This window comes from Streptomyces sp. NRRL S-337, from assembly GCF_000720175.1.
Classification (GTDB): domain Bacteria; phylum Actinomycetota; class Actinomycetes; order Streptomycetales; family Streptomycetaceae; genus Streptomyces; species Streptomyces siderophoricus.
Genome location: NZ_JOIX01000077.1, coordinates 1 through 22,295 on the forward strand (window position 1 = coordinate 1; position 22,295 = coordinate 22,295).

General features: G+C 73.4%; 19 protein-coding genes, 1 tRNA gene and 4 pseudogenes. 13 read left to right on the forward strand and 11 right to left on the reverse strand.

The features are described 5' to 3' along the window. The 5 genes and pseudogenes from IG62_RS0133870 to IG62_RS0133890 all read left to right on the forward strand — a co-directional run. A pseudogene (locus tag IG62_RS0133870) lies at window positions 1-615 on the forward strand (ATP-binding protein); the annotation flags it as partial. Further along, on the forward strand, window positions 605-1,054 hold the full coding sequence (locus IG62_RS0133875; protein WP_030812447.1) for a roadblock/LC7 domain-containing protein: 450 nt from the start codon (window positions 605-607) through the stop codon (window positions 1,052-1,054). The pseudogene IG62_RS0133870 and the gene IG62_RS0133875, both read left to right, overlap by 11 nt. 2 nt (window positions 1,055-1,056) lie before the next feature. Continuing rightward, window positions 1,057-1,455 carry a DUF742 domain-containing protein gene (locus tag IG62_RS0133880; protein WP_030812450.1) on the forward strand — a complete coding sequence of 133 codons (399 nt, stop codon included), beginning with the start codon at window positions 1,057-1,059 and terminating at the stop codon, window positions 1,453-1,455. Then, a complete protein-coding gene (locus IG62_RS0133885; RefSeq protein ID WP_030812451.1) occupies window positions 1,433-2,053 on the forward strand; it encodes a GTP-binding protein in 621 nt (206 codons plus the stop codon). The genes IG62_RS0133880 and IG62_RS0133885 overlap by 23 nt, the downstream gene beginning before the upstream one ends. Continuing rightward, entirely contained in the window at window positions 2,050-2,655 is a 606-nt protein-coding gene (locus IG62_RS0133890) for a GAF domain-containing protein (RefSeq protein ID WP_030812454.1), read from the forward strand. Before IG62_RS0133885 ends, IG62_RS0133890 begins: the two co-directional genes overlap by 4 nt. 121 nt (window positions 2,656-2,776) lie before the next feature. On the opposite strand, the gene IG62_RS0133895 is transcribed toward IG62_RS0133890, so the two are convergent. Next, complete coding sequence (locus IG62_RS0133895) at window positions 2,777-4,099, reverse strand: acyl-CoA dehydrogenase family protein (RefSeq protein ID WP_030812457.1); 1,323 nt, start codon at window positions 4,097-4,099, stop codon at window positions 2,777-2,779. Window positions 4,100-4,398: 299 nt separating this feature from the next. Further along, on the reverse strand, window positions 4,399-7,626 hold the full coding sequence (locus IG62_RS0133900) for an amidohydrolase family protein (RefSeq protein WP_030812460.1): 3,228 nt from the start codon (window positions 7,624-7,626) through the stop codon (window positions 4,399-4,401). A 183-nt stretch (window positions 7,627-7,809) separates the two neighbouring features. On the opposite strand from IG62_RS0133900, the gene IG62_RS0133905 reads away from it, so the two are divergent. Then, on the forward strand, window positions 7,810-8,724 hold the full coding sequence (locus tag IG62_RS0133905; RefSeq protein WP_030812463.1) for an alpha/beta fold hydrolase: 915 nt from the start codon (window positions 7,810-7,812) through the stop codon (window positions 8,722-8,724). A gap of 9 nt (window positions 8,725-8,733) precedes the next feature. On the opposite strand, the gene IG62_RS0133910 is transcribed toward IG62_RS0133905, so the two are convergent. From IG62_RS0133910 to IG62_RS0133920, 3 genes are read right to left on the reverse strand one after another with little or no spacing between them, the layout of a single operon-like run. Further along, complete coding sequence (locus IG62_RS0133910) at window positions 8,734-9,642, reverse strand: transketolase family protein (RefSeq protein WP_030812466.1); 909 nt, start codon at window positions 9,640-9,642, stop codon at window positions 8,734-8,736. A 51-nt stretch (window positions 9,643-9,693) separates the two neighbouring features. Beyond that, window positions 9,694-10,419 (reverse strand): transketolase, encoded by a 726-nt coding sequence (locus tag IG62_RS0133915; RefSeq protein ID WP_030812469.1) that lies wholly within the window; start codon window positions 10,417-10,419, stop codon window positions 9,694-9,696. 44 nt (window positions 10,420-10,463) lie between these two features. Then, window positions 10,464-10,757, reverse strand: a complete 294-nt coding sequence (locus tag IG62_RS0133920; RefSeq protein ID WP_030415232.1) for a YiaA/YiaB family inner membrane protein — start codon at window positions 10,755-10,757, stop codon at window positions 10,464-10,466. A gap of 164 nt (window positions 10,758-10,921) precedes the next feature. Between IG62_RS0133920 and IG62_RS0133925 the strand changes: the two genes are divergently transcribed. From IG62_RS0133925 to IG62_RS0133950, 6 genes are all read left to right on the forward strand, one after another. Beyond that, window positions 10,922-10,998, forward strand: a tRNA-Pro gene (locus tag IG62_RS0133925). Window positions 10,999-11,255: 257 nt separating this feature from the next. Next, window positions 11,256-11,744 (forward strand): helix-turn-helix domain-containing protein, encoded by a 489-nt coding sequence (locus IG62_RS0133930; protein WP_030812472.1) that lies wholly within the window; start codon window positions 11,256-11,258, stop codon window positions 11,742-11,744. Window positions 11,745-11,823: 79 nt separating this feature from the next. Beyond that, window positions 11,824-12,456, forward strand: a complete 633-nt coding sequence (locus tag IG62_RS0133935; protein WP_078872420.1) for a hypothetical protein — start codon at window positions 11,824-11,826, stop codon at window positions 12,454-12,456. After that, a complete protein-coding gene (locus tag IG62_RS0133940; protein WP_030812478.1) occupies window positions 12,449-13,669 on the forward strand; it encodes an MAB_1171c family putative transporter in 1,221 nt (406 codons plus the stop codon). The genes IG62_RS0133935 and IG62_RS0133940 overlap by 8 nt, the downstream gene beginning before the upstream one ends. A 237-nt stretch (window positions 13,670-13,906) precedes the next feature. Further along, window positions 13,907-15,142, forward strand: coding sequence for a cytochrome P450 family protein (locus IG62_RS0133945; protein ID WP_030812481.1), 1,236 nt, complete (start codon window positions 13,907-13,909; stop codon window positions 15,140-15,142). Between the two features lie 209 nt (window positions 15,143-15,351). Next, entirely contained in the window at window positions 15,352-16,527 is a 1,176-nt protein-coding gene (locus tag IG62_RS0133950) for a D-alanyl-D-alanine carboxypeptidase family protein (protein ID WP_030812483.1), read from the forward strand. A 25-nt stretch (window positions 16,528-16,552) separates the two neighbouring features. On the opposite strand, the gene IG62_RS0133955 is transcribed toward IG62_RS0133950, so the two are convergent. The 6 genes and pseudogenes from IG62_RS0133955 to IG62_RS0133975 all read right to left on the reverse strand — a co-directional run bounded on the left by IG62_RS0133955 (window position 16,553) and on the right by IG62_RS0133975 (window position 20,020). Further along, window positions 16,553-17,140 carry a DUF309 domain-containing protein gene (locus IG62_RS0133955; protein ID WP_037839986.1) on the reverse strand — a complete coding sequence of 196 codons (588 nt, stop codon included), beginning with the start codon at window positions 17,138-17,140 and terminating at the stop codon, window positions 16,553-16,555. A gap of 154 nt (window positions 17,141-17,294) precedes the next feature. Further along, window positions 17,295-17,627 carry a DUF427 domain-containing protein gene (locus IG62_RS0133960; RefSeq protein WP_030812489.1) on the reverse strand — a complete coding sequence of 111 codons (333 nt, stop codon included), beginning with the start codon at window positions 17,625-17,627 and terminating at the stop codon, window positions 17,295-17,297. A 119-nt stretch (window positions 17,628-17,746) separates the two neighbouring features. Beyond that, window positions 17,747-18,201: pseudogene (locus IG62_RS42605) on the reverse strand (thioesterase family protein). After that, window positions 18,198-18,811 (reverse strand): annotated as a pseudogene (locus IG62_RS45565) (3-hydroxyacyl-CoA dehydrogenase NAD-binding domain-containing protein); the annotation flags it as partial. The pseudogenes IG62_RS45565 and IG62_RS42605, both read right to left, overlap by 4 nt. Continuing rightward, a pseudogene (locus tag IG62_RS50325) lies at window positions 18,808-19,122 on the reverse strand (3-keto-5-aminohexanoate cleavage protein); the annotation flags it as partial. The pseudogenes IG62_RS50325 and IG62_RS45565, both read right to left, overlap by 4 nt. Beyond that, window positions 19,097-20,020, reverse strand: coding sequence for a TetR/AcrR family transcriptional regulator (locus tag IG62_RS0133975; protein WP_051798993.1), 924 nt, complete (start codon window positions 20,018-20,020; stop codon window positions 19,097-19,099). The gene IG62_RS0133975 and the pseudogene IG62_RS50325, both read right to left, overlap by 26 nt. Window positions 20,021-20,226: 206 nt before the next feature. Here IG62_RS0133975 and IG62_RS0133980 point away from each other — a divergent pair, with 206 nt between their 5' ends. Beyond that, window positions 20,227-22,290 carry a SpoIIE family protein phosphatase gene (locus IG62_RS0133980; RefSeq protein ID WP_030812498.1) on the forward strand — a complete coding sequence of 688 codons (2,064 nt, stop codon included), beginning with the start codon at window positions 20,227-20,229 and terminating at the stop codon, window positions 22,288-22,290. Window positions 22,291-22,295: the final 5 nt, after the last annotated feature.

Consider the following 22,295-nt stretch of genomic DNA (forward strand, 5'->3'; position numbering starts at 1 on the left):
CACACCCCCCACACCCCCCACGCTCCCCACACCCCCCACGTGCCGCATGCCCCCCACACCCGCCCGGATCCCGTCGACGCGGGCACCCGGACCGTGACCATCCCCGCCCCCACGCCCGACCCGGACTCGCCCGCCGCCCGCCGCCGGCTGGTGCGTGCCGCGGACGGCCCCACCCCCGACCTCCCCCGCTCAGAGGCGACCGCCGCCGAACGGCACACCGCCGCCCCCGCCGTCGAGGACCGCCCCACCGAACGGCCCGCCGCCCCCGGCCCGGTGGTCCTCCCGCCCGCACCCGCCCCCGTGGACAACAGCGCCCGCCCCCGGCTGCCCCGCCGGCGCAAGCAGACCCATCTCGTCCCCGAGCTGCGCGGCGACCCGATCCTGCCGTCCGCCGCCCGCCGCGACGGCCCCGAACCCGAGCACGACCCCGGTCTGATGGCCGCCTTCCGGCGCGGATTCAGCCTCGCCGAGGACAGCTACGCCGACACCGACGGCACCGCCCCGGGCCTGCGAGACGGCCTCGGCGATCCGGGCGGCAACGACCTGCACCACGACCGTGACCACGACGCCCCGATGGCGCGCCCCCGAGGAGACGACCACAACCATGGTGAGTGATGTGCGTACGCAGGCGCATTTGCAGCGGCAGACAGGCCAGCAGACCGATCTTTCCTGGCTGTTGACCGGGTTGGTACAGCGCGTACCGCACTCCCGCAGCGCGCTCTTGCTGTCCTCGGACGGCCTGGTCAAGGCCGCCCACGGCTTCGAACCGGACAGCGCCGACCACATGGCCGCCCTGGCCTCCGGCCTCTACTCCCTCGCCCGCAGCGCCGGGGTCCGCTTCGGCGACGGCGACAACGTCCTGCAGGTCGTCGTCGAGCTCGAATCCAGCTTCCTGTTCGTCTCCACCGCCGGATCGGGCGCCTGCCTGGCGGTGCTCGCCGGCCGCGAGGCCGATGTGGCGGTGCTCGGCTACGAGATGTCGATGCTGGTCAAGAGCGTCCGCCCGTACCTGGCCACCCCCGCGCGCCATCAGGCGTCCGCGGGCGGTCGTTGACCATGACCGTGCGTCGCCGGCAACGGCAGGGCGGGGACCCGTGGTACGACGACGCGGCGGGCCGGCTGGTCCGCCCGTACACCGTCAGCAACGGCCGGACCCGTCCCACGGCGCACTTCGACCTGCTGACCATGGTGATGGCCACCGGCCAGAAGCCCGTCGCGTGCCAGGGCCCCGACTACGCCCAGGTGCTCGGGTTGTGCGGCGGGCCGGTCTCGGTCGCCGAGATCGCCGCCCACATACGGTTGCCCGCCGTGGTCACCAAAGTGCTCCTCGCCGACCTCGTGGACTGCGGGGCGCTCACCGCGCGGGCCCCCGCGGCCGTTTCCGCCGGGCCCGCGTCCCGTACCGACCGAGCCCTGCTGGAGGCGGTGCTGAATGGACTTCGCAAACGACTGTGACCCCCGTGCCCAGGGGGACCACGCGACCGAAATCTTCCCGACCGCGCTCAAGATCCTGGTCGCGGGCGGGTTCGGGGTCGGCAAGACCACCTTCGTGGGAGCGGTGAGCGAGATCGAGCCGCTCAGCACGGAAGAGCTGCTCACCCAGATCAGCGTCGGCACCGACGATCTGGCGGGCGTCGAGGACAAGAACACCACCACCGTCGCCATGGACTTCGGGCGGATCACGCTCGGTCCCGAACACGTGCTGTACCTCTTCGGGACGCCGGGCCAGCAGCGGTTCTGGTTCATGTGGGACGAGCTGTCCAACGGTGCGCTCGGCGCGGTCATCCTTGCCGACACCCGGCGCCTGGACCAGTGCTTCGCCGCCGTCGACTTCTTCGAGCGGCGGGGCATCCAGTTCATCGTCGCGGTCAACGAGTTCGACGGCTCCTTCCACTACGAGCCGGACGAGGTCCGCGTCGCCATGGACCTCTCCCCCCAGACCCCCGTCGTGCTCTGCGACGCCCGACAGTGCAGCTCGGCCACCCATGTCCTGGTTTCGCTCGTCGAGCATCTGCTCACCCCCGTCCTCGCCGCGTCCCCGGAGCTGCCATGAACCACCCCGTCTCCCGCGTCCCGTACGTCTCCTACGACCCGACCCGTCATCTGCTGCTGACCCCGCAGGACGACGAGGCGCCGGCGCGCGTGGCCCGGCTGCGCGCCCTCGGGATCGGTGACTCCCCGCTGCCCGCGTTCGACGATTTCGCGCGCAAACTCGCCCGCACCACGCGGGCGCCGTATTCGATGGTCAACTTCATCGACGAGCACCGGCAGTACTTCGCAGGTCTCTACACCCCGGCCCAGGACCAGGCGGTGGAACTGGGCCCGGCGCCCGCCAGCGCCCAGCCGGGCCGGGTGATGGACCGTGACCACGGCTACTGCCCGCACGTCATCGTCCGCCGCAAGGCCCTGGTCCTGGAGGACGTCTGCGATTACCCGCGGTTCGCCGGCAACCCCGTCGTCGACGAGATCGGCATCCGCTCCTACCTCGGCGCGCCGCTGATCGACCGTACGGGTATGGCGCTGGGCACCGTGTGTGTGGTGGATCTGGAACCGCGTCCCTGGGGGCGGGAGGGACTGGAAACCATCAAGTCGATGGCCGCCGAACTCGTCGAGCAGATCCACCTGATGGAACAGCGGCAGCAGGAGACCCCCTGACCGGCCCCTGATCCTTGGCCTGACCTTTCCCCGACCCGCGCCCTGACCTTTTCCCGGTTTTCTGCGTGCCGCGGCCCCGGCGTCCCGCCGGTGGCCGCGGTGCCGTGTCCGGCACCCGCGCTCAGCGCGGCCGGGCGAACCAGGAGCGCGGGCGGGACGAGCCGGTGCGCTGGCCCGGCACGGTGGGCGGCGCGCCCTCGCCGGTCCGGGCGGCGTCGGCGGCCCCGGCGGCTTCTTCTTCGTCCGGCCACTCCGAAGGCGCCAGCCGCAGCTGCTCGGCGAGCCGGCCGGACCATTCGCCCTTCGCCCGGCCCAGGGCGAATTCGCTGAGGCGCAGCAGCTGGATGTCGGAGGTGCCGGCCGGCGCGAAGATGTGGTGGGCGTCCCGCAGGAAGCGCTCGACCGGCCGGTCGGTGAACAGCCCGCACCCGGCGTGGATGTCCATCGCGTCCCGCGCCGACTCCAGCGCCGACTCCACGTTCACCAGCTTGGCGTTCATCAGCTCCGCATCGCACGGCAGCCCCTGGTCCAGCAGGTGCACGGCGTGGTACGCGGCGAGCCGGGCGAGCAGCAGCCGCGACTGGATGCGACCGAGCTTGAGTTGGATGTTGCCGAGTTCGGCCAGCGGTCTGCCGTACCGCTGCCGCTCCGCGCAGAACGCCGTGGTCTCGTCCAGCACCGCCTGGTGGATGCCCAGGGAGACGGCGGTGAGGTTGGGGCGCCCGTACAGCACGCTGGAGGAGTACGCCACGGACAGCCCGTCGCCCTCCCGTCCCAGCAAATTGGCCGCGGGGACCCGGCAGTTGTCGAAGAACAGCTCGCCGAAGCTGAAGCCGTGCAACCCCATCGCCTGCTGCTGCGGGCCGAGGCGGAACCCCGGGGTGCCGGACTCGACGAGGAACGCGGACAGGCCCTTGGAGCCCTCGCCGGTACGGACCACGACGCCGTGCAGGTCCCCGACGTGGCTGTTGCCGACGTATATCTTGCGGCCGTTGAGGACGTAGTCGTCGCCGTCCCGGACCGCCGTGGACGTCATGCCCAGTACATGACCGCCCGAGTGCGGTTCCGTCACGGCGATGGTCGGCAGGCAGTCGCCCGACGCGATGGCCGGCAGCCAGGTCTTCTTCTGCTCCTCGTTGCCGAAGTGGACGATCTTGGCGACGCCCAGCTGGGACGCCTGCGCCATGGCGCCCATCGCCGCACTGACCCGCGACAGCTCCTCGATGATGACGGTCTTGGCGACGTGCCCGGCGCCCATGCCGCCGTACGCCCGGTGTACGGTCACGCCGATCCACCCCTGCCGGGCGATCCGGCGCGAGAGGTCGTGGCAGACGGTACGGCTCGCTTCCATCTCCGCAATCCGGGGCCGGACCTCCCTCTCGGCGAAGTCCCGTACCCGGAGCCGGAGTGCTTCGTGTCGCTGGTCCGTGAAGTGGCGATGCAAGACAAGCCCTCCTCCGCGATCTTCCCCGCGCTGGTCGCACCCCGCCTCGGGACGGCACCGGCGGCACCGTCTGCACCGGTGGTTCCGGAACGTGATCCATCGCTTACCGGGTGCAATACCCGTTGGCATACCTACTCCGGCCCACGCAAAACATCAACTGACTGGTATTACCGGAGGAGTTGGAGTGCGGAGCGCTGGCGCACCACCCCCGGACGGCGAAGGGGGTGGCGTGGCTTCCCGGGCCCCCGGAAAGCCGCGCCACCCCAGGCCACCCCCACCGTGCGGCGGCCGTTGACAGGTCAGTGCGCCGGTGCGCAGCAGGACTCCCGGCGCTGCTGACGGCCCACCTCCAGCCAGTCCGTCCCTGCCGACCGGAGCGCGCGTCCGGCCTGCGCCGGGAAGGATTCGGTCAACTCCCGCTGGGTGACGACCCGTCCGCCGCGCAGCACCGCCGAGGTCCGCACCAGCGTGTCGAAGTCCTCGAAGGGATTGCCGTCCACCACCGTCATGTCACCGAGCTTGCCGACCTCCAGCGTGCCGAGGTCGCGTTCCGCGCCGAACACCCGGGCGGGCAGCGCGGTCGCGGTGCGCAGCGTCCGGGCCACCCCGAGGCCACCGCGGTGCAGCGCACGCAGCGCCAGATGCAGTCCCAGCCCCACCGGCACCAGCGGCTGGTCGGTGCCCAGCGCGACCAGCCCACCGCCGTCCAGTACCCGCCGGTAGACCCCGGTCTCGATCGCGATGTCGGACAGCTGGGCCGGTGTCGGCCGGTGACCGGCGTTCTCCCGGACCACCGCGGTGTCCCAGGGCGGCATCAGCCGGGTGACCCGCACGTCGTCCGCCAGCGCCGGGTCCTCGCCGAGCAGCGCCGCCGCGGAGAACGGGGTCGCGATCAGATGGAAGTCGCTGCCCGTGTAGACCTCCTCGACGTCCTGGTAGGCGTGCCCGGAGCCGGACACCGCGTGCCCGAACTCCAGCCGCTGGGTGGCCTGCAGATGCGTCGTCAGGTCCTGGCCGAGCTGGATGCCCGGGGTGAGCAGATGGCTGCCGGCCCGCACCCCGAGCCGCTGGTGCGCGAACCGCGCCGCCTCCGCCATCACCCAACCCGGCGCCCGTACGTAGGTCTTGACGAAATCCCAGTCCAGGGCCGCGCCGCGGTCCAGCGAGCGACGCAGCCCCTCCGGGGTGCGGTGCGCTCGCCCCATGCTGTACGCCACCCGGCCGCCGTCCAGCAGCTCCCCGCAGGTCAGCAGCCGCGGCCCGGCCAGCACCCCGGCCGCCACCGCCTCACGGAGCCGGGCCTGTTCGTAGGAGAAACCACCGAAGGAGACCGCGGTGGTGATCCCGTACGCCAGCTGCAGCGCGGTCTGCCGGCCGCCGTACGTGATCTGCCAGGGGTGGGTGTGCGCGTCCCACAGGCCCGGCAGCACCGTCCGCTCCGAGGCGTCCACCCGCCGCGCGGCACCGGACCGGGCGGTGCGGTGCGGGCGGACCGCCGTGATCCGCCCGTCCCGCACCACCACGTCGACGTCCTCCCGGACCGTCTCGCCGGTGCCGTCCCAGAACGTCCCCGCGTGCACAACGGTGTCCCGGGCGCGCGCCGGCCCGGTGGAGAGGGACAGCGGAACGGTCCGGGCCGGGCCGCCGGACACCGGGACCAGCCGCAGCCGCCCCGCCGAGAGGTAGAGGAGCGTGCCGGAGTCCCCGGACCACGACGGATGGTCGGCGCACTCGTCGGTCAGCTGCCGCGGCGTGCCGTCCGGCGTGCCGTCGGGCCGCACCGGCAGCACCCAGAGCGCGGACTCGGCGATCACCGCCATCCAGCGGCCGTCGGGCGACCACACCGGCCCCGAGTCGTAGCGGTCGGCGATCGAGACGTGCTCGGCGAGGGCGAACACCCGGCCGTGGCCGGTCCCGGTGTCCAGGACCCGGATGACGTTGTAGCCCTCGCGGAAGCGGCGGTTGAGGCGGTTGCGGTCGCAGTACGCCAGATAGCGGCCGTCCGGCGACCAGCTGGGGCGGCCCGGCAGTCCGCCGGCGCCCATCGGCGCGGCCAGCACGGTCTCCGTGCCGTCGGCCAGCGTCCGTACCACGAGATTTCCCGACATGTCGAGCGCGGCCAGCCGCCCGCCGTCCGGGGACAGCGCCGGCTGCACCCGGCCGCCGGTGGCCAGTACGGTCTCCTCGCCGGTGGCGACCTCCCGCCGGCGCACCGCGAACAGCCCGTCCCGGTCGTCCGCATAGAGCAGCGCCCGGCCGTCGCGCGACCAGCTCGGCGCGGACACGTACCGGGTGGTGCCGGCCCGGACGATCCGGCGCGGTGCGCCACCGCCTGAAGTGGGCGCGAGCCACAGGGAGTTGAGCGCGGCGAAGGCCACCGTGCGGCCGTCGGGGGAGAGCGCCGGGAGGTGCACCCCGCGCAGCGGCCCGGCGGTGGTCCGCTCGAAGCCGTAGTCCTTGACACGGTAGCCGGGGCGGGAAAGCGGCAGCCGCGCGGTGAACGGCACGGTCTCGGCGTGCTGCGGATCGTCCGGCCGGACGATCCGGAACTGCCCGCCGACCGTCAGCAGCAGCTCCTCCCGGGAGACCCAGCGCGGCGGCACCGGCGCCACGTCCCCGTCCACCGCGACCACCCGGCCGTCGACCACCAGCGCACAGGTCGGCCCCGGGTAGTCCGTGGTCCGCAGGTACGCCAGCCGGCCGGAGGGGGCGAGCGCCGGTGCCAGCACCTGGGCGGCCGCCGTCTCGGTGTGCTCGGTGCGCACCGCGCCGCTGCCGTCGGCGGCCACCGAGGCCACCGTGCGCGAGACCAGCGCGGTGCCCGACACGGTCCCCCGGACGAAGAAGAGCCGCGCGCCGTCCGGCGACCAGCAGGGGTCGAAGTCCTCCCAGGCGCCGTCCTGGTGCGGCCCGTCCTGGCCGGGCAGCCCGGTTACCCGGGTCAGCCGCCCGGTCCGCACCTCCAGCACCCATAACCGGTACGGGCTGCCGGTCACCGGGTCGCCGCCGCGCTCCGAGGCGAAGGCGATCCGGGTCCCGTCCGGCGACCAGGCCGGGCCGCGGTCGTCCCAGGGCCCGTCGGTGAGCTGCCGGAGGTCCGAGCCGTCGGTGGCCAGCGTCCACAGGTGGAAGTTGCCGCCCCGGTAGGCGCAGACCGCGATCCGGCGGCCGTCGGGGGAATGCACCGGACGGGTCGGCTCCAGATCGGGCGGGGTCAGCGCCACCGCCTCGCCGCCGGCCCGGGGCAGCGACCACAGGACGTTCTGCACCTCGGCGACCAGCCGGTCGCCGGCGGGGGCGAGCGAGGCCGCGCCGTTGGTGGCGGCCGTGAAGGAGAGCGCACCGCCGGACGCGCCGGCGTCCTGGGCCGCGGCGGTCGGGGCGCCGACGGCGACCCCGGCCAGGCCCGCGGTGGCCGCGGCCGACGCCGTGCCCTGCAGAAACCTGCGGCGGGAGAGGGGTGCGGCCCGAAAGGACGAGGGGGCGGGCGCGTCGGAAATGTTCTCAAAACCGTCCGTGGTGTCCAACGATCCTCCTGTGAACGGGAGTTGCGGCACAGGCGCCAGGAAAGAACCGGCTGATCGTGTCACGGCCCGCACCCGACCGGCCAACCCCGCCACGCGCGCCCCGTGGCGCTCCGCCGCCCGGGACGCGAGAGTGGACGCCGACGACTCGTCAGCCACCGGCCCCGGCAGTCAGGAGACGACGCCATGCAGCAGGACTTCCACCAGGCCCCGGACGGCGCCCGCATCGCCACCTACACCTGGCTGCCGGAGTCCGGCCGGCCCCGGGCCCTGGTCCAGATCGCGCACGGCGCCGCGGAACACGGCCGGCGCTATGACCGCTTCGCCCGCTTCCTGACCGGTCACGGCTACGGCGTCCTCGCCTCCGACCACCGCGGCCACGGCGCCACCGCCGCGTCCACCGGCGGCCGCGGCGTGGTCGGCGAGGACTCCTGGCGCGCGATCGTCGCCGACCTCAAGGCCCTCGGCGACCACGCGGCCACCGCCCACCCAGGCATCCCGCTGGTCCTGCTCGGCCACAGCCTGGGCTCCATGCTGGCCCGCGACTACGCCCAGGAGTACGGCGCCGACCTCGCCGGCCTCATCCTCAGCGGCACCTTCCGCACCCTCCCCGGCCTGGACATCGAGGCCGCCACCGCCGAACTCGACGAGGAGATCGCCCGGGACGGCCGGACCGCGCCCTCGTCCTTCATCCCCCGCACCTTCCGCTCGTTCAACGACGCCTTCCCGCACCGCACCGGCTACGAATGGCTCTCCCGCGACCCGGCCGAGGTGGACGCCTACGTCGCCGACGAGGACTGCGGATTCCCGTTCTGCGCCGGCCTCGCGCGCGACTGGGTGCGCGCCATCCGCAAGATCAACGACCCGGCGCACCTGGCCCGGATCCCCCGCGGGCTGCCCGTCCACATCGCCGTCGGCGCCCAGGACCCCTGCCACGCGGGCCTGACCCTGGTGCACGAACTCCTGGAGGACTTCCGCTACCTCGGTACCCGCGAGCTGACCTGGAAGGCCTACCCGGACGCCCGGCACGAGATCCTCAACGAGACCAACCGCGACGAGGTCCAGGACGACCTGCTGGCCTGGCTCGACAAGCACATCTGAGAACGAGGATCAGGAGCCGGCCGGCAGGAATGCCGCGATCCGCTCCCGCAGCCCCCGCACGTCCAGGCCGTGCGCCGCCAGGTGCTCGTCGAGCTGTCCGTACCGGCGCAGTTCCCGGCGGCCGACGCCGAGCCCCAGCACCCGGTGCGGCCGGTCGGCCAGCGCGTCGTTGGCGAACCGGGTCGACGTCCCGGCCAGATACGGCTCCACGATCACCACGTCCGAGGCGTCCGCGGCCCCGGTCGCGGCCCGCAGCCCCTCGCCGTCGAAGGGCCGCACGGTCGTCGCGTAGAGCACGCCGACGTCCAGGCCCTCGGTCGCGGCGAGCACGTTGTCCAGCATCGGGCCGACCGCCACGACCACCCCCCGGCGGCCCTCCCGCAGCCACTGGAAACGGGCGCCGTCCACCACCCGCGGCGCCTGGTTGACCTGCACCGACAGCCGTACGTACACCTTGTCGTCGCCGGCCGCCGCGGCCTGCCGCAGCAGCGTCTCGGCCTCGTCCGGGTGCCCCGGGACGTGCACGGTCCAGCCGTCGAGCGTGTCGAGCAGCGCGATGTCACCGGGCGACATATGGGTGTAGCCCCCGCTCGGCCAGTCGTACGAGCCGCCGGCACTCACCAGCACCCCGCCCACGCCCTGGTGGCCGAAGTCCAGCTTCACCTGCTCGAAGGGGCGCTCCACGAGGAAGCTGGCGAAGGTGTGCATGATCGGCCGCAGCCCGGTGAGCGCCAGCCCGCCGCCCACGCCGATCAGCAGCTGCTCCCGGATGCCGACGTTCACCACCCGGTCCGGGTGCCGCCCGGCCGCCGCGGCGAAACCGTCCACGCCGATGTCGGCGAGGACGACCGCCAGCCGGGGGTCGTCGTCCAGCAGTTGCGAGGTGACCGAGGCGAAGCGCTCACGCATGGTGTCCATCACAGAAGGCCTTTCTCGAAGCTCTGGTGGGGAGAGGCGGGGACCGGGCGGTCAGGCGTTTTTGGGCTCGACGCGGGCGACCACGGCATGCGGACGGCCCGGGTGCGGTGCGGTGAACGCCTCGCACAGGGCCCGGTGGTCACGGCCGTGCACGGTGGCCACGGACCAGCCGGCGGTCTCGAACCGGGCGGCGATCCCGCCGCGCCAGCCGTGCGTGGCCGAGGAGTTGTCGATGACCAGGGTGTGCAGCCGGTCCAGCCCCGCGGCGCCCGCGTAGGCCAGTGCCTCGTGGTTGCTGCCCTCGTCCAGCTCGGCGTCCCCGATCAGCACCCATACGGCGGGGTCCTGGCGGCCCTGCGCCCGCAGCCCGAGCGCGGTGCCGACGGCCAGCGGCAGCCCGTGTCCCAGCGATCCGCTGCCGATCTCGGCACCGGGCACCAGCAACCGGTCCGGGTGGTGGCCGAGCGGCGAGTCGTACGAGCCGAAGCCCGGCAGCCAGTCGACGGGGAAGAAGCCCTTGGCGGCCAGGACCGCGTAGTAGGCCATCGGGCCGTGACCCTTGGAGAGCAGGAAGCGGTCGCGCTCGGGGTCGGTGGCGCGCTCGGGGGAGACCCGCAGCACCCGGTCGTAGAGCACCCACAGCGCGTCCAGCGTCGAGGTCGCGGCCGGACCGTGCTTCTCATCCCCCGTCATCAGGCTCATCAGCGCGGGGAGTTCGGCGAATTCCGTCCGTGTCGTCTTCGGGTCCGCGGTGGCGGTGTGCGTCGTCTGCGTCATGCCACCGAGCGTGCAACCTCAAGCCCACTTGAGGTCAAGTGCGATCAGACCTGCCCCGGCTTGAACACGTCCTGCTCGATGAGGAGCTTGTCGATCCGGGCCTTGTCCACCCGGTTCGTCACCTCGGCCACCTCCTGCCGGTCGCGCACACACTTGGCCAGCGTGAACGCCGAGGACACCACGAAGATCAGCCCCAGCGCGAGGAACCCGCGCTCCCAGGGCCCCACCGGCAGCTTGAGGATCCCGATCACCAGCGCCGCCAGCGACAGTCCGAAGGAGATCGCGGCCTGCACGAAGAAGGCCGTCGTGGTCGGCCGCTGAATCGATGGAGTAGTCATGCGCGTAGCGTGGCCGCGCGGTGACACCGGCGCATGAGTACGGGTACTCATCCGGTCCGGCCCGCCGCCGCGACGTTCCCCCGCAATGTGGCAGCACCGACCCTCTGACATGCGGTATTGTTCTCGTGCACGGCCAGCCGGGACCTCCCGGCCGGAACGGGCACCGGGACGTGGCGCAGCTTGGTAGCGCACTTGACTGGGGGTCAAGGGGTCGCAGGTTCAAATCCTGTCGTCCCGACCAGCGATTTCTCGTAGGTCGGAAGCCGTCTTCTCTTCGGAGGAGGCGGCTTTTGCGTTGCCCGGGAAGGGGGTCCGTGGCGGGTGCGGGCGTCGTTGGTCCAACCGTCACTCAACTCCCGGTTAAGGCCGAGCGTCCTCACTGTCCGTAAGGGGACTGGTGCGGCGCGTTCTTCGCATGACAGGATGAGCACTGCGAGCCCGGCGGCTTAACCAACCGTTGGGACGTTCGTTGGGGCTGTCGACGGGGGGACGGTAGGCATGGCCATGGGGGGCGAAGGCCGGTCCAAGGGGGCGGGCGCCACGCTCGCGGAGCGGCTCAACCACCTCTTCGCCAACATGCATCCGCCCGGCGCCCCGTACACCAACGCCTACGTCGCCGAGGAGATCAGCGCCGGGACGGAGGAGTACGGCGGGGTCCGGGTCACCGAGCAGTACCTGTCGATGCTGCGCAACGGGAAACGGACGAATCCGAGTCCGGAGCTGCTGCGCGCGCTGGCCAAGTTCTTCGCGGTGCCGGTGGGTTACCTCCTCGGGGACCTCTCCCAGCCGCAGGTGGCGCGGGTGGAGGAGGAGGTCCGGTTCCTCGCCGCGATGCGGGACCAGCGGGTGCGGGCCATCGCGCTGCGCTCCGTCGGGCTGCCGCCGGAGGTGCAGGACAGCCTGACCACGATCATCTCGCAGTTCCGGCAGCAGATGAACCTGCCGGCCGATCCGCCGGAGCAGGGTGGTGATCGGCGCGGTGAGTGACACGGTGGGCACCGTTGAACGCGGCCGGCTCTTCGCCACCTGGAGGCAGGCCGGAGACGAGGACGGGACGAGCATGCGAGTGGGGCAGATACGCAGGCGGTGCAAGCGGCTCATCAAGGAGCTCGCGCTGCCCGCCGTCACCGATCTGCGCGGGATGTGCGACGTCGTCGCGGCCCGGGTGGAGCGGCCCGTGCATCTTGTGCCGATGAGCCTGGGCGGGGTGGTCTCGGGCATGACGGCCGTCACCGACGACGGCTACTGGGTCTTCTACGAGCTGCGCACCTCGCCCTGGCATCAGGCGCACATCGTGCTGCACGAGCTCGGTCACCTCCTGCTGGGGCACGGTCAGGACCCGGCCGTCACCGAGGAGGCGCTCAAGATCTGGACGCCCTCGGTCGACGTCGCCACCGCGATGCGGCGGATGGGTCTGACCATGGGCTTCGCCCGGCACCACGGCTACGACAACCTCGCCGAGCGGGAGACCGAGGTGCTCGGCACGCTCCTGATGGAACGGGTCGCGCCCTCGGCCGCGGAACACGAACTCCCGCTGGAGGGACAGGCCGCCGAGCTCGCGGCGGCGCTCGGGCCCGCGCTGCAGCACGTACGGCGGGAGCGCGACCGGGCGGCCGGCGGGGACGGCACGGCCGACGGGGTCGATGACCGGGACGGTGCGGGGCGGGCCGGGGACGAGGACGGGGGTTCGCGTGTTTGACGTCATCTACCTGTCGTTCGGGCTGGCCGCCTGGGCGATCGTCGGCTACAAGTCCGTCGCCTGGTTCCGCGACCGCAGCAACACCGACCTCGGGCTGGCCTGTCTGATGACCGGCGGGGTCGCGACGGTCTTCCTGTTCTCCGCGCCCAGCCTCTACCGCGCCTTCGACCGGCTGACCGGCGTGGCCAACCTCGCCATGGTCTTCCTCTACTCCTCCGTGGTGGTCTTCGCGGCCGGTGCGCTGGTCCTGCTGCTGCGCTGGACGGCCGGCGAGGGGCCGGCGGCCAGGGCGCGGGCCCGGGCCAGGGCGCGGATCGCGGTCGGGGGAGTCGCGGTGTTGTGGGCGGTGGCGATCGCCGGGTTCGCCGTCGGCCGGCCGGACGCCGTCGAGCACCCCCGCGATTTCAGCACCGCCTACACCGACTCGCCCGGAGTCATGCTCTTCCTGATGCTGTATCTGGCCATCTTCGGATCGAGCCTGGCGGGCCTGGGGACGCTCTGCCCCCGCTACGCCGCCCGGCTCGGCGGTACGCATCTCGCCCGGGGCCTGCGGGTGCTGGCCGTCGGCTGCTGGCTCGGCCTGGTCTACTGCGCCTGCAAAGTCATCGGCTTCGTCCTCTCCTGGACGGGCCACCCCGCGCTCTGGCTCTCCAACGGGGTGGCACCGCTGAGCGCCTCGGTCGCCGCGATCCTGGTGCTGGCCGGGTTCGCGCTGCCGGCCGCCGGGCCCCGGGTCGCCGCCTGGCGCCGGCTGCGCCGGCTGTCCCCGCTCTGGCGGACCGTCACCGCGCAGACCCCCGAGGTCACGATGGAGACCTCGGCGTGGTCCGTACGCTGGCCGTTCGCCGATCTGGAGTGGCGGGCCAACCGGCAGATGGCGGAGATACGGGACGTCCAGCGCGGGATCCGCCGCCATGTGGAGTCCGACGCGGTCGACGTCGCCCGGGAACGCGCCCGCGCGGTCGCCCTCGACGACCGGCAGCTGGCCGCCGTCGCCGAGGCCGCCGCGCTCCGCCGGGGCCTGGAGAACCGCGCGGTGGGCCACGTCCCGGCTCACGGCGCCGACAGCGTGGTGGTCGCGAGCGGCACCGAACCGGCCGAACTCGCCGCGGAGTACGAACACTTGGCGCTGGTCGCGGACGTCTACCACTCACCGCTGATCGATACCGTGCTGACCGAGCTCCGGCAGCGCAGCGCGGCGGCGCGCGGCTGAGGCGGCGCGGCCGGCACAGAGACGGGGTGGCCCGGCACGGGGGTCCGGGCCGCCCGGCACGAAGGAGGCGGCACCGGTCCGTGCGGACCGGTGCCGCTGCCCGTTGACCTGCTCGCGCGCAGGCGGTGCCGCTTACGCGCGCGGCACCGCTCGCCCAACGGGGCCCGTGGGTACGCCGGTGCGGTCGGATGGCGCACGGCAGCAGGTGGCCCGCCGCAAGCGCCCTACAGTCGGACCATGCAGAACACCGCCGAGACCGCCCCCGACGCGCCCGTCGACGTCACGCCCCTGCTCGACGACCCGCACACCGCCTACGCCGCACTGCGCGAGGCCGGACCGGTGCACCGGATCACCGGGGCCGACGGGCAGCCCGCCTGGCTGGTCACCCGCTACGACGACGTCCGCCGGGCCCTCGCCGACCCGCGGCTGTCCCTGGACAAGCGGCACGCGGCGCCCGGCGGCTTCCGCGGCTTCGCCCTGCCGCCCGCCCTCGACGCCAATCTCCTCAACATGGACCCGCCGGACCACACCCGCATCCGCCGCCTGGTCGGCAAGGCGTTCACCCCCGGCCGGGTGGACGCGCTGCGGGCGCCCGTACGGCGGATCGCGGAGGAACTGCTGGACGCGATGGAGCGGCGCGGCGGCCCGGCGGACCTGATCGCCGACTACGCCGGGCCGCTGCCCATCACCGTGATCTGCGATCTGCTCGGCGTCCCCCACCAGGACCGCCGGGACTTCCTGGCCTGGTCCGACGCGCTGATCACCCCGGACCCGACCCGGCCGGAGCTGATGCGGCAGGCGATCGGCGCGATGCTGGAGTTCTACACCGGGCTGATCGCCGCGAAGCGCGCCGAACCGGGCGACGATTTGCTCTCCGACCTCGTCGCGGTGCGGGACGACACGGACGGCAGCGGCGGCGCCGGAGGCGGCGACCGGCTCACCGAGGACGAGCTGACCTCGCTCGCCTTCCTCATCCTCTTCGCCGGATACGAGAACACCGTCCACCTCATCGGCAACGCCGTGCTCGCCCTGCTCGACCACCCCGAACAGCTTCAGGAGTTGCAGCGGAATCCGGCCGAACTGCCGACCGCCGTCGAGGAGTTCCTCCGGTACGACGGACCGTCCCCGCTCGCCATCCGCCGGTTCCCGAAGGAGGACGTGGAGATCGGCGGGGTACGCATCCCGGCGGGCGAGAGCGTGCTGCTGGCGATCGCGTCCGCGAACCGCGACCCGGCCCGCTTCCCCGACCCGGACCGGCTGGACCGGGGCCGGGAGCTCTCCGGGCACCTCGCGCTGGGCCACGGCATCCACTACTGCCTCGGCGCGCCGCTCGCCCGGATGGAGACCGTCACCGCGCTGGAGGCGCTGCTCGCCCGCTTCCCCGAGCTGCGACTTGCCGTCCCGCGAGGGGATCTGCGGCACCGTCCGGCCCTGCGTTCGCGTGGCCTGATTTCGCTGCCCGTCGCCTGGTAATCGAGAAACGAACACGTTTTTGAGGCGTAACCGTTCGCCGATGCGGTAGAAAGGTTCTTGAGCCCGCCCGGTGTGCATCCCCCGTCGCACCGGGCGGGCCTTCCTTTGCAGCTGTTGCAGATGCGATCCGCCCGGCCCGCGCCACGCCGCGATGGCCCGACTGGCCCAACTGCGCTGCGCACCGCCGCCGCGCTCCGTAGCGTGACGGCATGGCATGTGACGCACATGTACCGAAGAAGGCAGCCGCGCTGGCCCTGCTCGCCGCCGCCGGTGTCGCGCTGACCTGCATACCGGCCGCGGCGAAGGGGCCGACGTACCGTCAGCCCGCCGGGGCCGCGACCGGGGTGCGGGCCGTCACCGACCCCGGCACACCGCAGCTGCCCGGCGGGCTGTCCGCGCTGTCGTGGATGGTGGCCGACGCCGAGACCGGCGCCGTACTGGCCGCCAAGGACCCGCACCGCAAACTCGCCCCGGCCAGCACCCTCAAGACGCTCTTCGCGGTCACCGTCCTGCCGAAGTTCCGGTCGAGCACGGTCCGCCAGGTCAGCTCCACCGACCTCGCCGGCGTCGGCGCCGGCAGCAGCGTCGTCGGCATCCAGCAGGGCCGCCGCTACACCGTGGCCGACCTGTGGCGCGGTGTCTTCCTGCGCTCCGGCAACGACGCGGTGCACGTCCTGGCCGCGATGAACGGCGGCTGGCAGGCCACCGCCCGCGAGATGCAGCAGACCGCCCGGAGACTCGGCGCGCACGACACCACCGTCAAGTCCCCCGACGGCTACGACGCGCCCGGCCAGGTGTCCTCCGCATACGACCTGACCGTCTTCGCCCGCGCCGGGCTGGCCAACGACGACTTCGCCCGCTACTGCGGCACCGCCCGCGCCACGTTCCCCGGCACCGGCGGCGCCGTCCCGATCGAGAACACCAACCGCCTGCTGTCCGGCTCGCACGGCGTGGCCCGTTACCCGGGCATCATCGGCGTCAAGAACGGCTACACCAGCAAGGCCGGCAACACCCTGATCGCCGCCGCCCGCCGGAACGGCCGCACCCTGCTCGTCACCGTCCTCAACCCGCAGGACCAGGTGGCCAACGGCGTCTACAAGGAAGCCGGTTCGCTGCTGGACTGGGGCTTCCGCACGGAGGGCAGCAGCCACCCGGTGGGCACCCTGCACGCCGTCCGCGCCGCCTCTCACGGCACCGCCCCGCTCCGCCCGGTGGCCGCCCGCGCCACCGGCCCCGAAAGCCGCGACGCCTCCCCCGCCTCCTTCGCCCCCGTCCTCGGGGCGGGTGGCGCCGGCATCGCGACGACCGGACTGGGCACCCTGCTCGCCCGGTGGCGGCGGAGGCCGGTCCCCGGCGGAGGCCGGGAGGGCGGAGGGGCAGGGTAGCCGGGCTCTAGGCCCCGACCTGCCCTCAGCAGGCCCGCAGCCGGGGCGCGGTCTCCGCCGCCGGCACGGCCCCCGGACCGGCCACCCCGTCCCCGGCGGCCGGCCCCTCGGCCAGCCGGCCGGTCAGCTCGGCCGCCCAGGCCAGCAGCCCCGCGACGTCGATCCCGTGGGGGGCGGCCGCCGCGTACGGCGTGAGGGCCGCCGCTCCCCGGTCGAGCAGGGCGGTACCGCCCACGGCGTTGCCGCGCGCCGCATGGGTGAGGCCCACCGCGAGCTGGGCGAGCCCACGCCACAGCTCGCGCTCCGCCTCCGGCGCGGCCTTCCACGCGTCCTCCAGGACCTCGTGGGCGTGGAACGGCATCCCGGCGTCCAGCAGCCGCTGCGCCTCGGTCAGGGTCTCCGCGGGCGTCCGCGCCACCCCCTCGGGCTGGCGGGCGATGCCCGGCGCGCCGTACGGCAGCGGCCGGCCCAGACCGTCCCGCGGCCGGGCGTTCCGGGCCCGGCCTTCCTCGTCCCGGTCCCGGCGCCGGGCCCCGGCCCCGGAGACGGCGGGCGGATCCGTCCGGCTTTCCTCCTCGGGCCCGTCGGGACCGGCGCCGCAGTGCTCGCACACGTCACTGCCGGGCCGTTCACGGATCCGGCCGCAGGCGTCGCACACCCGGTCCAGCCAGCACGCAGGGTCGCCGCCATCGTCATGGGTGTCGTTCACGCTTCGATTGTGCGCCGGGCGGGCCCGGCGCGTCATGGCGGGGTACGGCCCGCGGGCGTCAGACCGCCTCGGCCTCGTAGAAGCACAGATGGTCCTTGATCTGTGCCACCTCGGCGTGCGGCTCCGGGTAGGCCCAGGCGACGTCCTCGGGGCCGTCGGCCAGCGACCAGTAGGAGGCGGTGCCCTTGAAGGGGCAGACCGTGTGCGTCCCGGACGGGGTGAGCAGGTCCATCCGGACGTCCTCGGGCGGGAGGTAGTACCGCACCGGACAGCCCGTCTCGGAGAGCAGCAGGGGCCGGTGGCTCTCGGCGACCAGCCGGCCGGCGATCTCCACGCGGACGTGGTCGGTGCCCTGGGTGACGTCGATGCGGTGGCCGCGGGTAACGCTCATGACCGGCTCTCCTTCGTAGGGACCTGCACGGGAGGTGGTACGGGGCGCCCGCACGGCGCGGGCTCCCGTACCGTCCAGGATCGCACCGGGGCCGCGCGGCCGTCTCCCGGCGCGCGCCGCTACACCTCCCGGATCCCGCGCCCCGCCCACTCCGGCGCCGGCGCGACGAGTGCGGCCAGCCACTCGCGGGCCGGGGCGGGCAGCGGTGCCGCCCGCCCGCCGGACCGGTCGACGTGCAGCAGGAACAGCTCCTCCGTCGTCACCGGCTCGCCGGCCGGCGCGCCCACGAACATCTAGTGCAGCAGCCGCAGTTTCCTGCCGTCCACGCCCAACACGGCCGGGCGGCGGTGAGTTCACTGCCGTGGGCGACCTCCCGCAGGCAGCGCACATGGGCCTCGACCGTGTACAGGGAGCCGCCGGTGCGCTCCCGGTAGGCCGCGTCGAGACCGGCCGCGTCCCTCAGGGCGTCCGTGGCGAAACCGAAGACAAGGACGTAGTACGCCTCGCTGAGGTGGCCGTTGTAGTCGATCCAGTCGTCCCGGACGGTCTGCCGGAAGAGGAGCGGCGCGGTCAACGGGGGCCGCCCAGCCGGCCGGTGGCCCGCAGTACGTCGATGACGCCCTGGTCGCGTTCGGCCACCAGGTCCGCGTACGTCCGCCCGCCCGCGGCCGCCGCGCAGGCCGGCGGCGAGGGCGGGATGGCCCATGCGCCTCCTGCAGGCGGTTGGCGATGAAGCCCGGAAGTTCACGGTCCATGGTGAGGACGGACTTGCCGGCGAGGCCGTAGAAGCGGGCGGCCCACTCGACGGCGGCCCGGTCGGTCCGCTCGCCGCCGACGACCTCGACCAGCGGGATGAGATAGGGCGGGTTGAAGGGGTGGCCCACGACCATGCGGCCGGCGTCGTCCGGGCCGGCCGCCTCTGTCTGCATGTCGGTCATCGGGTAGCCGGACGTCGAGGACGCGATCACCACCCCGGGCCGGGTCGCCGCGGCCAGCCGCGCGAGCAGCGAACGCTTCAACTCCAGCTTCTCCGGGGCGCTTTCCTGTACGAAGTCGGCGTCCGCGACGGCCTCGTCGAGGGTGGCGGCGACGGTCAGCCGGTCCGGGGAGGCGCCCGCCGCCAGACCTATCTGCTCCAGCGCGGGCCAGGCGGCGGTCACCAGGCGGCGCAGTTTCCGCTCGGCTCGTCCGGGTCGAGCACCAGGTCGCCGCCCATACCGGCGGTGAGGTTGATGACGACGTCGGTACCGGTCTGCTTGATGCGGTCGACGACCTCGGCGTACAGCCGCGGATCGCGGGACGGGTCGCCGCTCCCGGGGTCGCGGACGTGGATGTGCACCACCGCGGCGCCCGCGGCGGCCGCCTCGACGGCCGACGCGGCGATCTGGTCGGGCGTCACGGGGACAGGCGGGGAGCGGCGGACGGTGTCACCGGCGCCGGTCAGCGCACAGGTGAGGATGACTCGTCGTTCACGGGGATCCCTTCGGGTGCCCAAGGCGGCCGGGGCCTTGGGGGAGGGCCAGTTCGCTCTCCACGAAGGCCAGGAGAGCGGCGTGCATGGTGTCCGGGCCGGTGCTGTCCGGTGCGGTGGCCAGCACCTGGGTGGCCAGACCGTCGATCAGCGCGGTCAGCCGCAGCGCGGTGAACTCCGGATCGACCGGACGGAAGACGCCCTGCGCGACGCCGCGCCGCAGCACGTCGGCGACGGTGGTGCGCCACTGCCGGTAGTAGTGCTCGTGCAGCCGCCCCACGGCGGTGGAGCGGGCCGCCTGCGCCCACAGGTCGAGCCGGACCAGCCACTGGCGGCGCTGCTGCTCGGTGCGCGGGGTCTGCAGCGCGATCAGGTGCAACAGCTCCGCGCGGGCGTCCGGGGCCGCCGCCAGGCCCGCGGCCCGGCGCCCGGTGTCCTCGTCCATGCACCACCGCACGGCCGCCTCCAGCAGCTCGTCACGGCCCGGGAAGTGGTAGTGCACGGCGGCCGGGCTGGTGCCGCAGGCGGCGGCGATGTCGGCGACCCGTACGCCGTGGAAGCCGTGCTCGGCGATCAGCCGGACGGTCTCCCGGACGATCTGCAGCGGCCGGCCGCCCTCGGGTACGGCCGCCGGCGCCCGCTCCGCCGCCGGGGCGGGCCGCTCCGGCGCGCCGAGCAGCCATCCGGTGTCGACCCCGCCGAGGTCGGCGATCCGCACGATCTCGGCGAGCGTGAAGCGCCGGGTGCCGCCCAGCGACCGGGACAGCTTCGACGGGTCCATCACGATCCGGCGGGCGAACTCCCGGTGGCTGACGCCGAGCCGGCCGATCACCTCCCGGACACGGTCGGTGACCGCGCCGGCGGCATCGGTGATCCGGTCCGCGGCGTTCTCGGGGGCCGGGCCCCCACGGGCGTCGTCCATGGTCCGGGACCGTAACAGGCGTGTTGAGAACATCACAACGGCCAGGAGGCGGTGTGGCGCAAAAAGACGCAGCTCACAGCGGCTTTGGCGGACGGAGTGATGAGGTGGCTGATGCAATAGTCAGTGGTGGGGCGGATGATGCCGGCCGCGGACGGGAAAAAGGGCTGGACGCGCCGTGAACCGGGTGAATGTGGCAAAGTGACGACATGGCTGACCGGGGAGCGAAGCGCCCCACCGTGTCGGTGCCGGACGACTGGCCCGCCCACCCGGACCTGACCCTGGCCCTCAACGGCATGGGCGGCTTCGACTGGGACCTCGACAGCGGGCTGATGCACATGGACCCGCCCGCCCTTGAGGTCTTCGACATGCGCCCGTCCGAGTACGACGACCGCCCGGAGACGCTCAACGCCCGCGTCCCCGGCCACGAGGCCGCCCGCCTGGACGCCCTGGTCGCCCGCGCGCTCAAGGACGGCAGCGACTCCTACGGCGCCTACTTCCGGGTCCGCCTCCGCAACGGCGAACTGCGCTGGACCCACAGCCAGGGCAGCATCCGCCGGGACGACACCGGCCGCCCCCGCCGCATCATCGGCGTGGTCCGCGATGCCAGCCACGAATACACCCATGCGGCCGAGCGGCTCGCCGTCGACGAGGAGCGCCGCCGGCACACCAGCGTCGTCGAACGCACCACCGCCGCCCTGGCCCACGCCCGGACCGTCGGCGAGGTCATCGCCGTCCTCGCCGGCGAAGAAGGACTCAGCCGGCTCGGCGCGGAGAACATCATCCTCGGCCTCGTCGAAGCCGGCCGGATCCGGCTGGTCTCCGAGGGCAAGGCCGGCAGCTTCGTCCCCGACCTCGAATACACCCGGATCGGCGACGAATTCCCGATGAGCCAGGTCGTGCGCACCCTCAACCCGCGCTACGTCCGCAGCCGCGACGAGTTCAAACGCACCTACCCCCGGCTCTGGCCCGCCATCGAACCCCTCAACGTCAACTCCGCCGCCTACCTCCCGCTGATCGCCCAGGGCCGCCCCATCGGCGTCATCGGCCTGTTCTTCGAGCGCGAGAGCGACTTCCGCGACCAGGAACGCAACGTCCTGGTCGCCCTCGGCAGCAGCATCGCGCAGAGCCTGGCCCGCGCCATGCTCTACGACCAGGAACACGACCTCGCCGCCAGCCTCCAGCAGGCCATGCTGCCGCGCCGGATCCCCGGCGTACCCGACGCCCAGATCGCCGTCCGCTACCGCTCCGCCCGGATGGGCCGCGACATCGGCGGCGACTGGTACGACGTGATCCCGCTGCCCAACGGCCGGGTCGCCGCCGTCATCGGCGACGTCCAGGGCCACGACACCCACGCCGCCGCCCTCATGGGCCAGCTGCGGATCGTCCTGCGTGCCTACGCCGCCGAAGGACACACCCCCGCCACCGTCATGGGCCGCGCCTCCGCCTTCCTCAACGAACTCGACACCGATCGCTTCGCCACCTGCACCTACGTCGACGCCGACCTGAGCACCGGCGCCGCCAGGATCGTCCGCGCCGGCCACATCGACCCCCTGCTGCGGCACGCCGAGGGCATCTGCCGCCGGCTGCCGGTGGCCGGCGGACTGCCGCTCGGCATCTCCTCCGAATTCCGGCGCCTGGACTACCCCGTCACCACCGTCCAGCTCGCCGCCGGCGACACCCTCGTCCTGTGCACCGACGGCATCGTCGAACAGCCCGGCACCGACCTCGACGACGGCATGCACCACCTCGCCCGGGAGATCCGCGACGGCCCCCAGGACGTCCAGCAACTCGCCGACCACCTCTGCGAATCCGCCGGCGAACGCACCAACGAGGACGACATGGCGCTGCTCCTGCTCCGCCGGCTGGGCGCCCCCGAACACGACACCGTCGGACGGTTCCGGCAGCACATCGCCCCCGCCGACCCCGACGGCCTGTCCGCCGCCCGGCACATGATCCGGGCCGCGGTCCGCGCCTGGGGAGCAGCCGAACGCGCCGAGGAGATCGAGCTGGTCGCCGACGAACTGATCACCAACGCACTGCTGCACACCGACGGCGAGGCCGTGGTCAACATCCGGATGCCGCACAGCGTCGGACGCCGGCTGCGCCTGGAGGTCGAGGACCGGTCCAGCAGCCTGCCACGACGCCGCGAACCGGGCGAGGCCGGCGTCTCCGGCCGCGGCCTGCTCCTCGTGGACCGGCTGGCCGATGTCTGGGGTGTGGAACCGCGCGGCGGCGGAAAGTGCGTATGGTGCGAGTTCAACTGCCCCTGACCGGG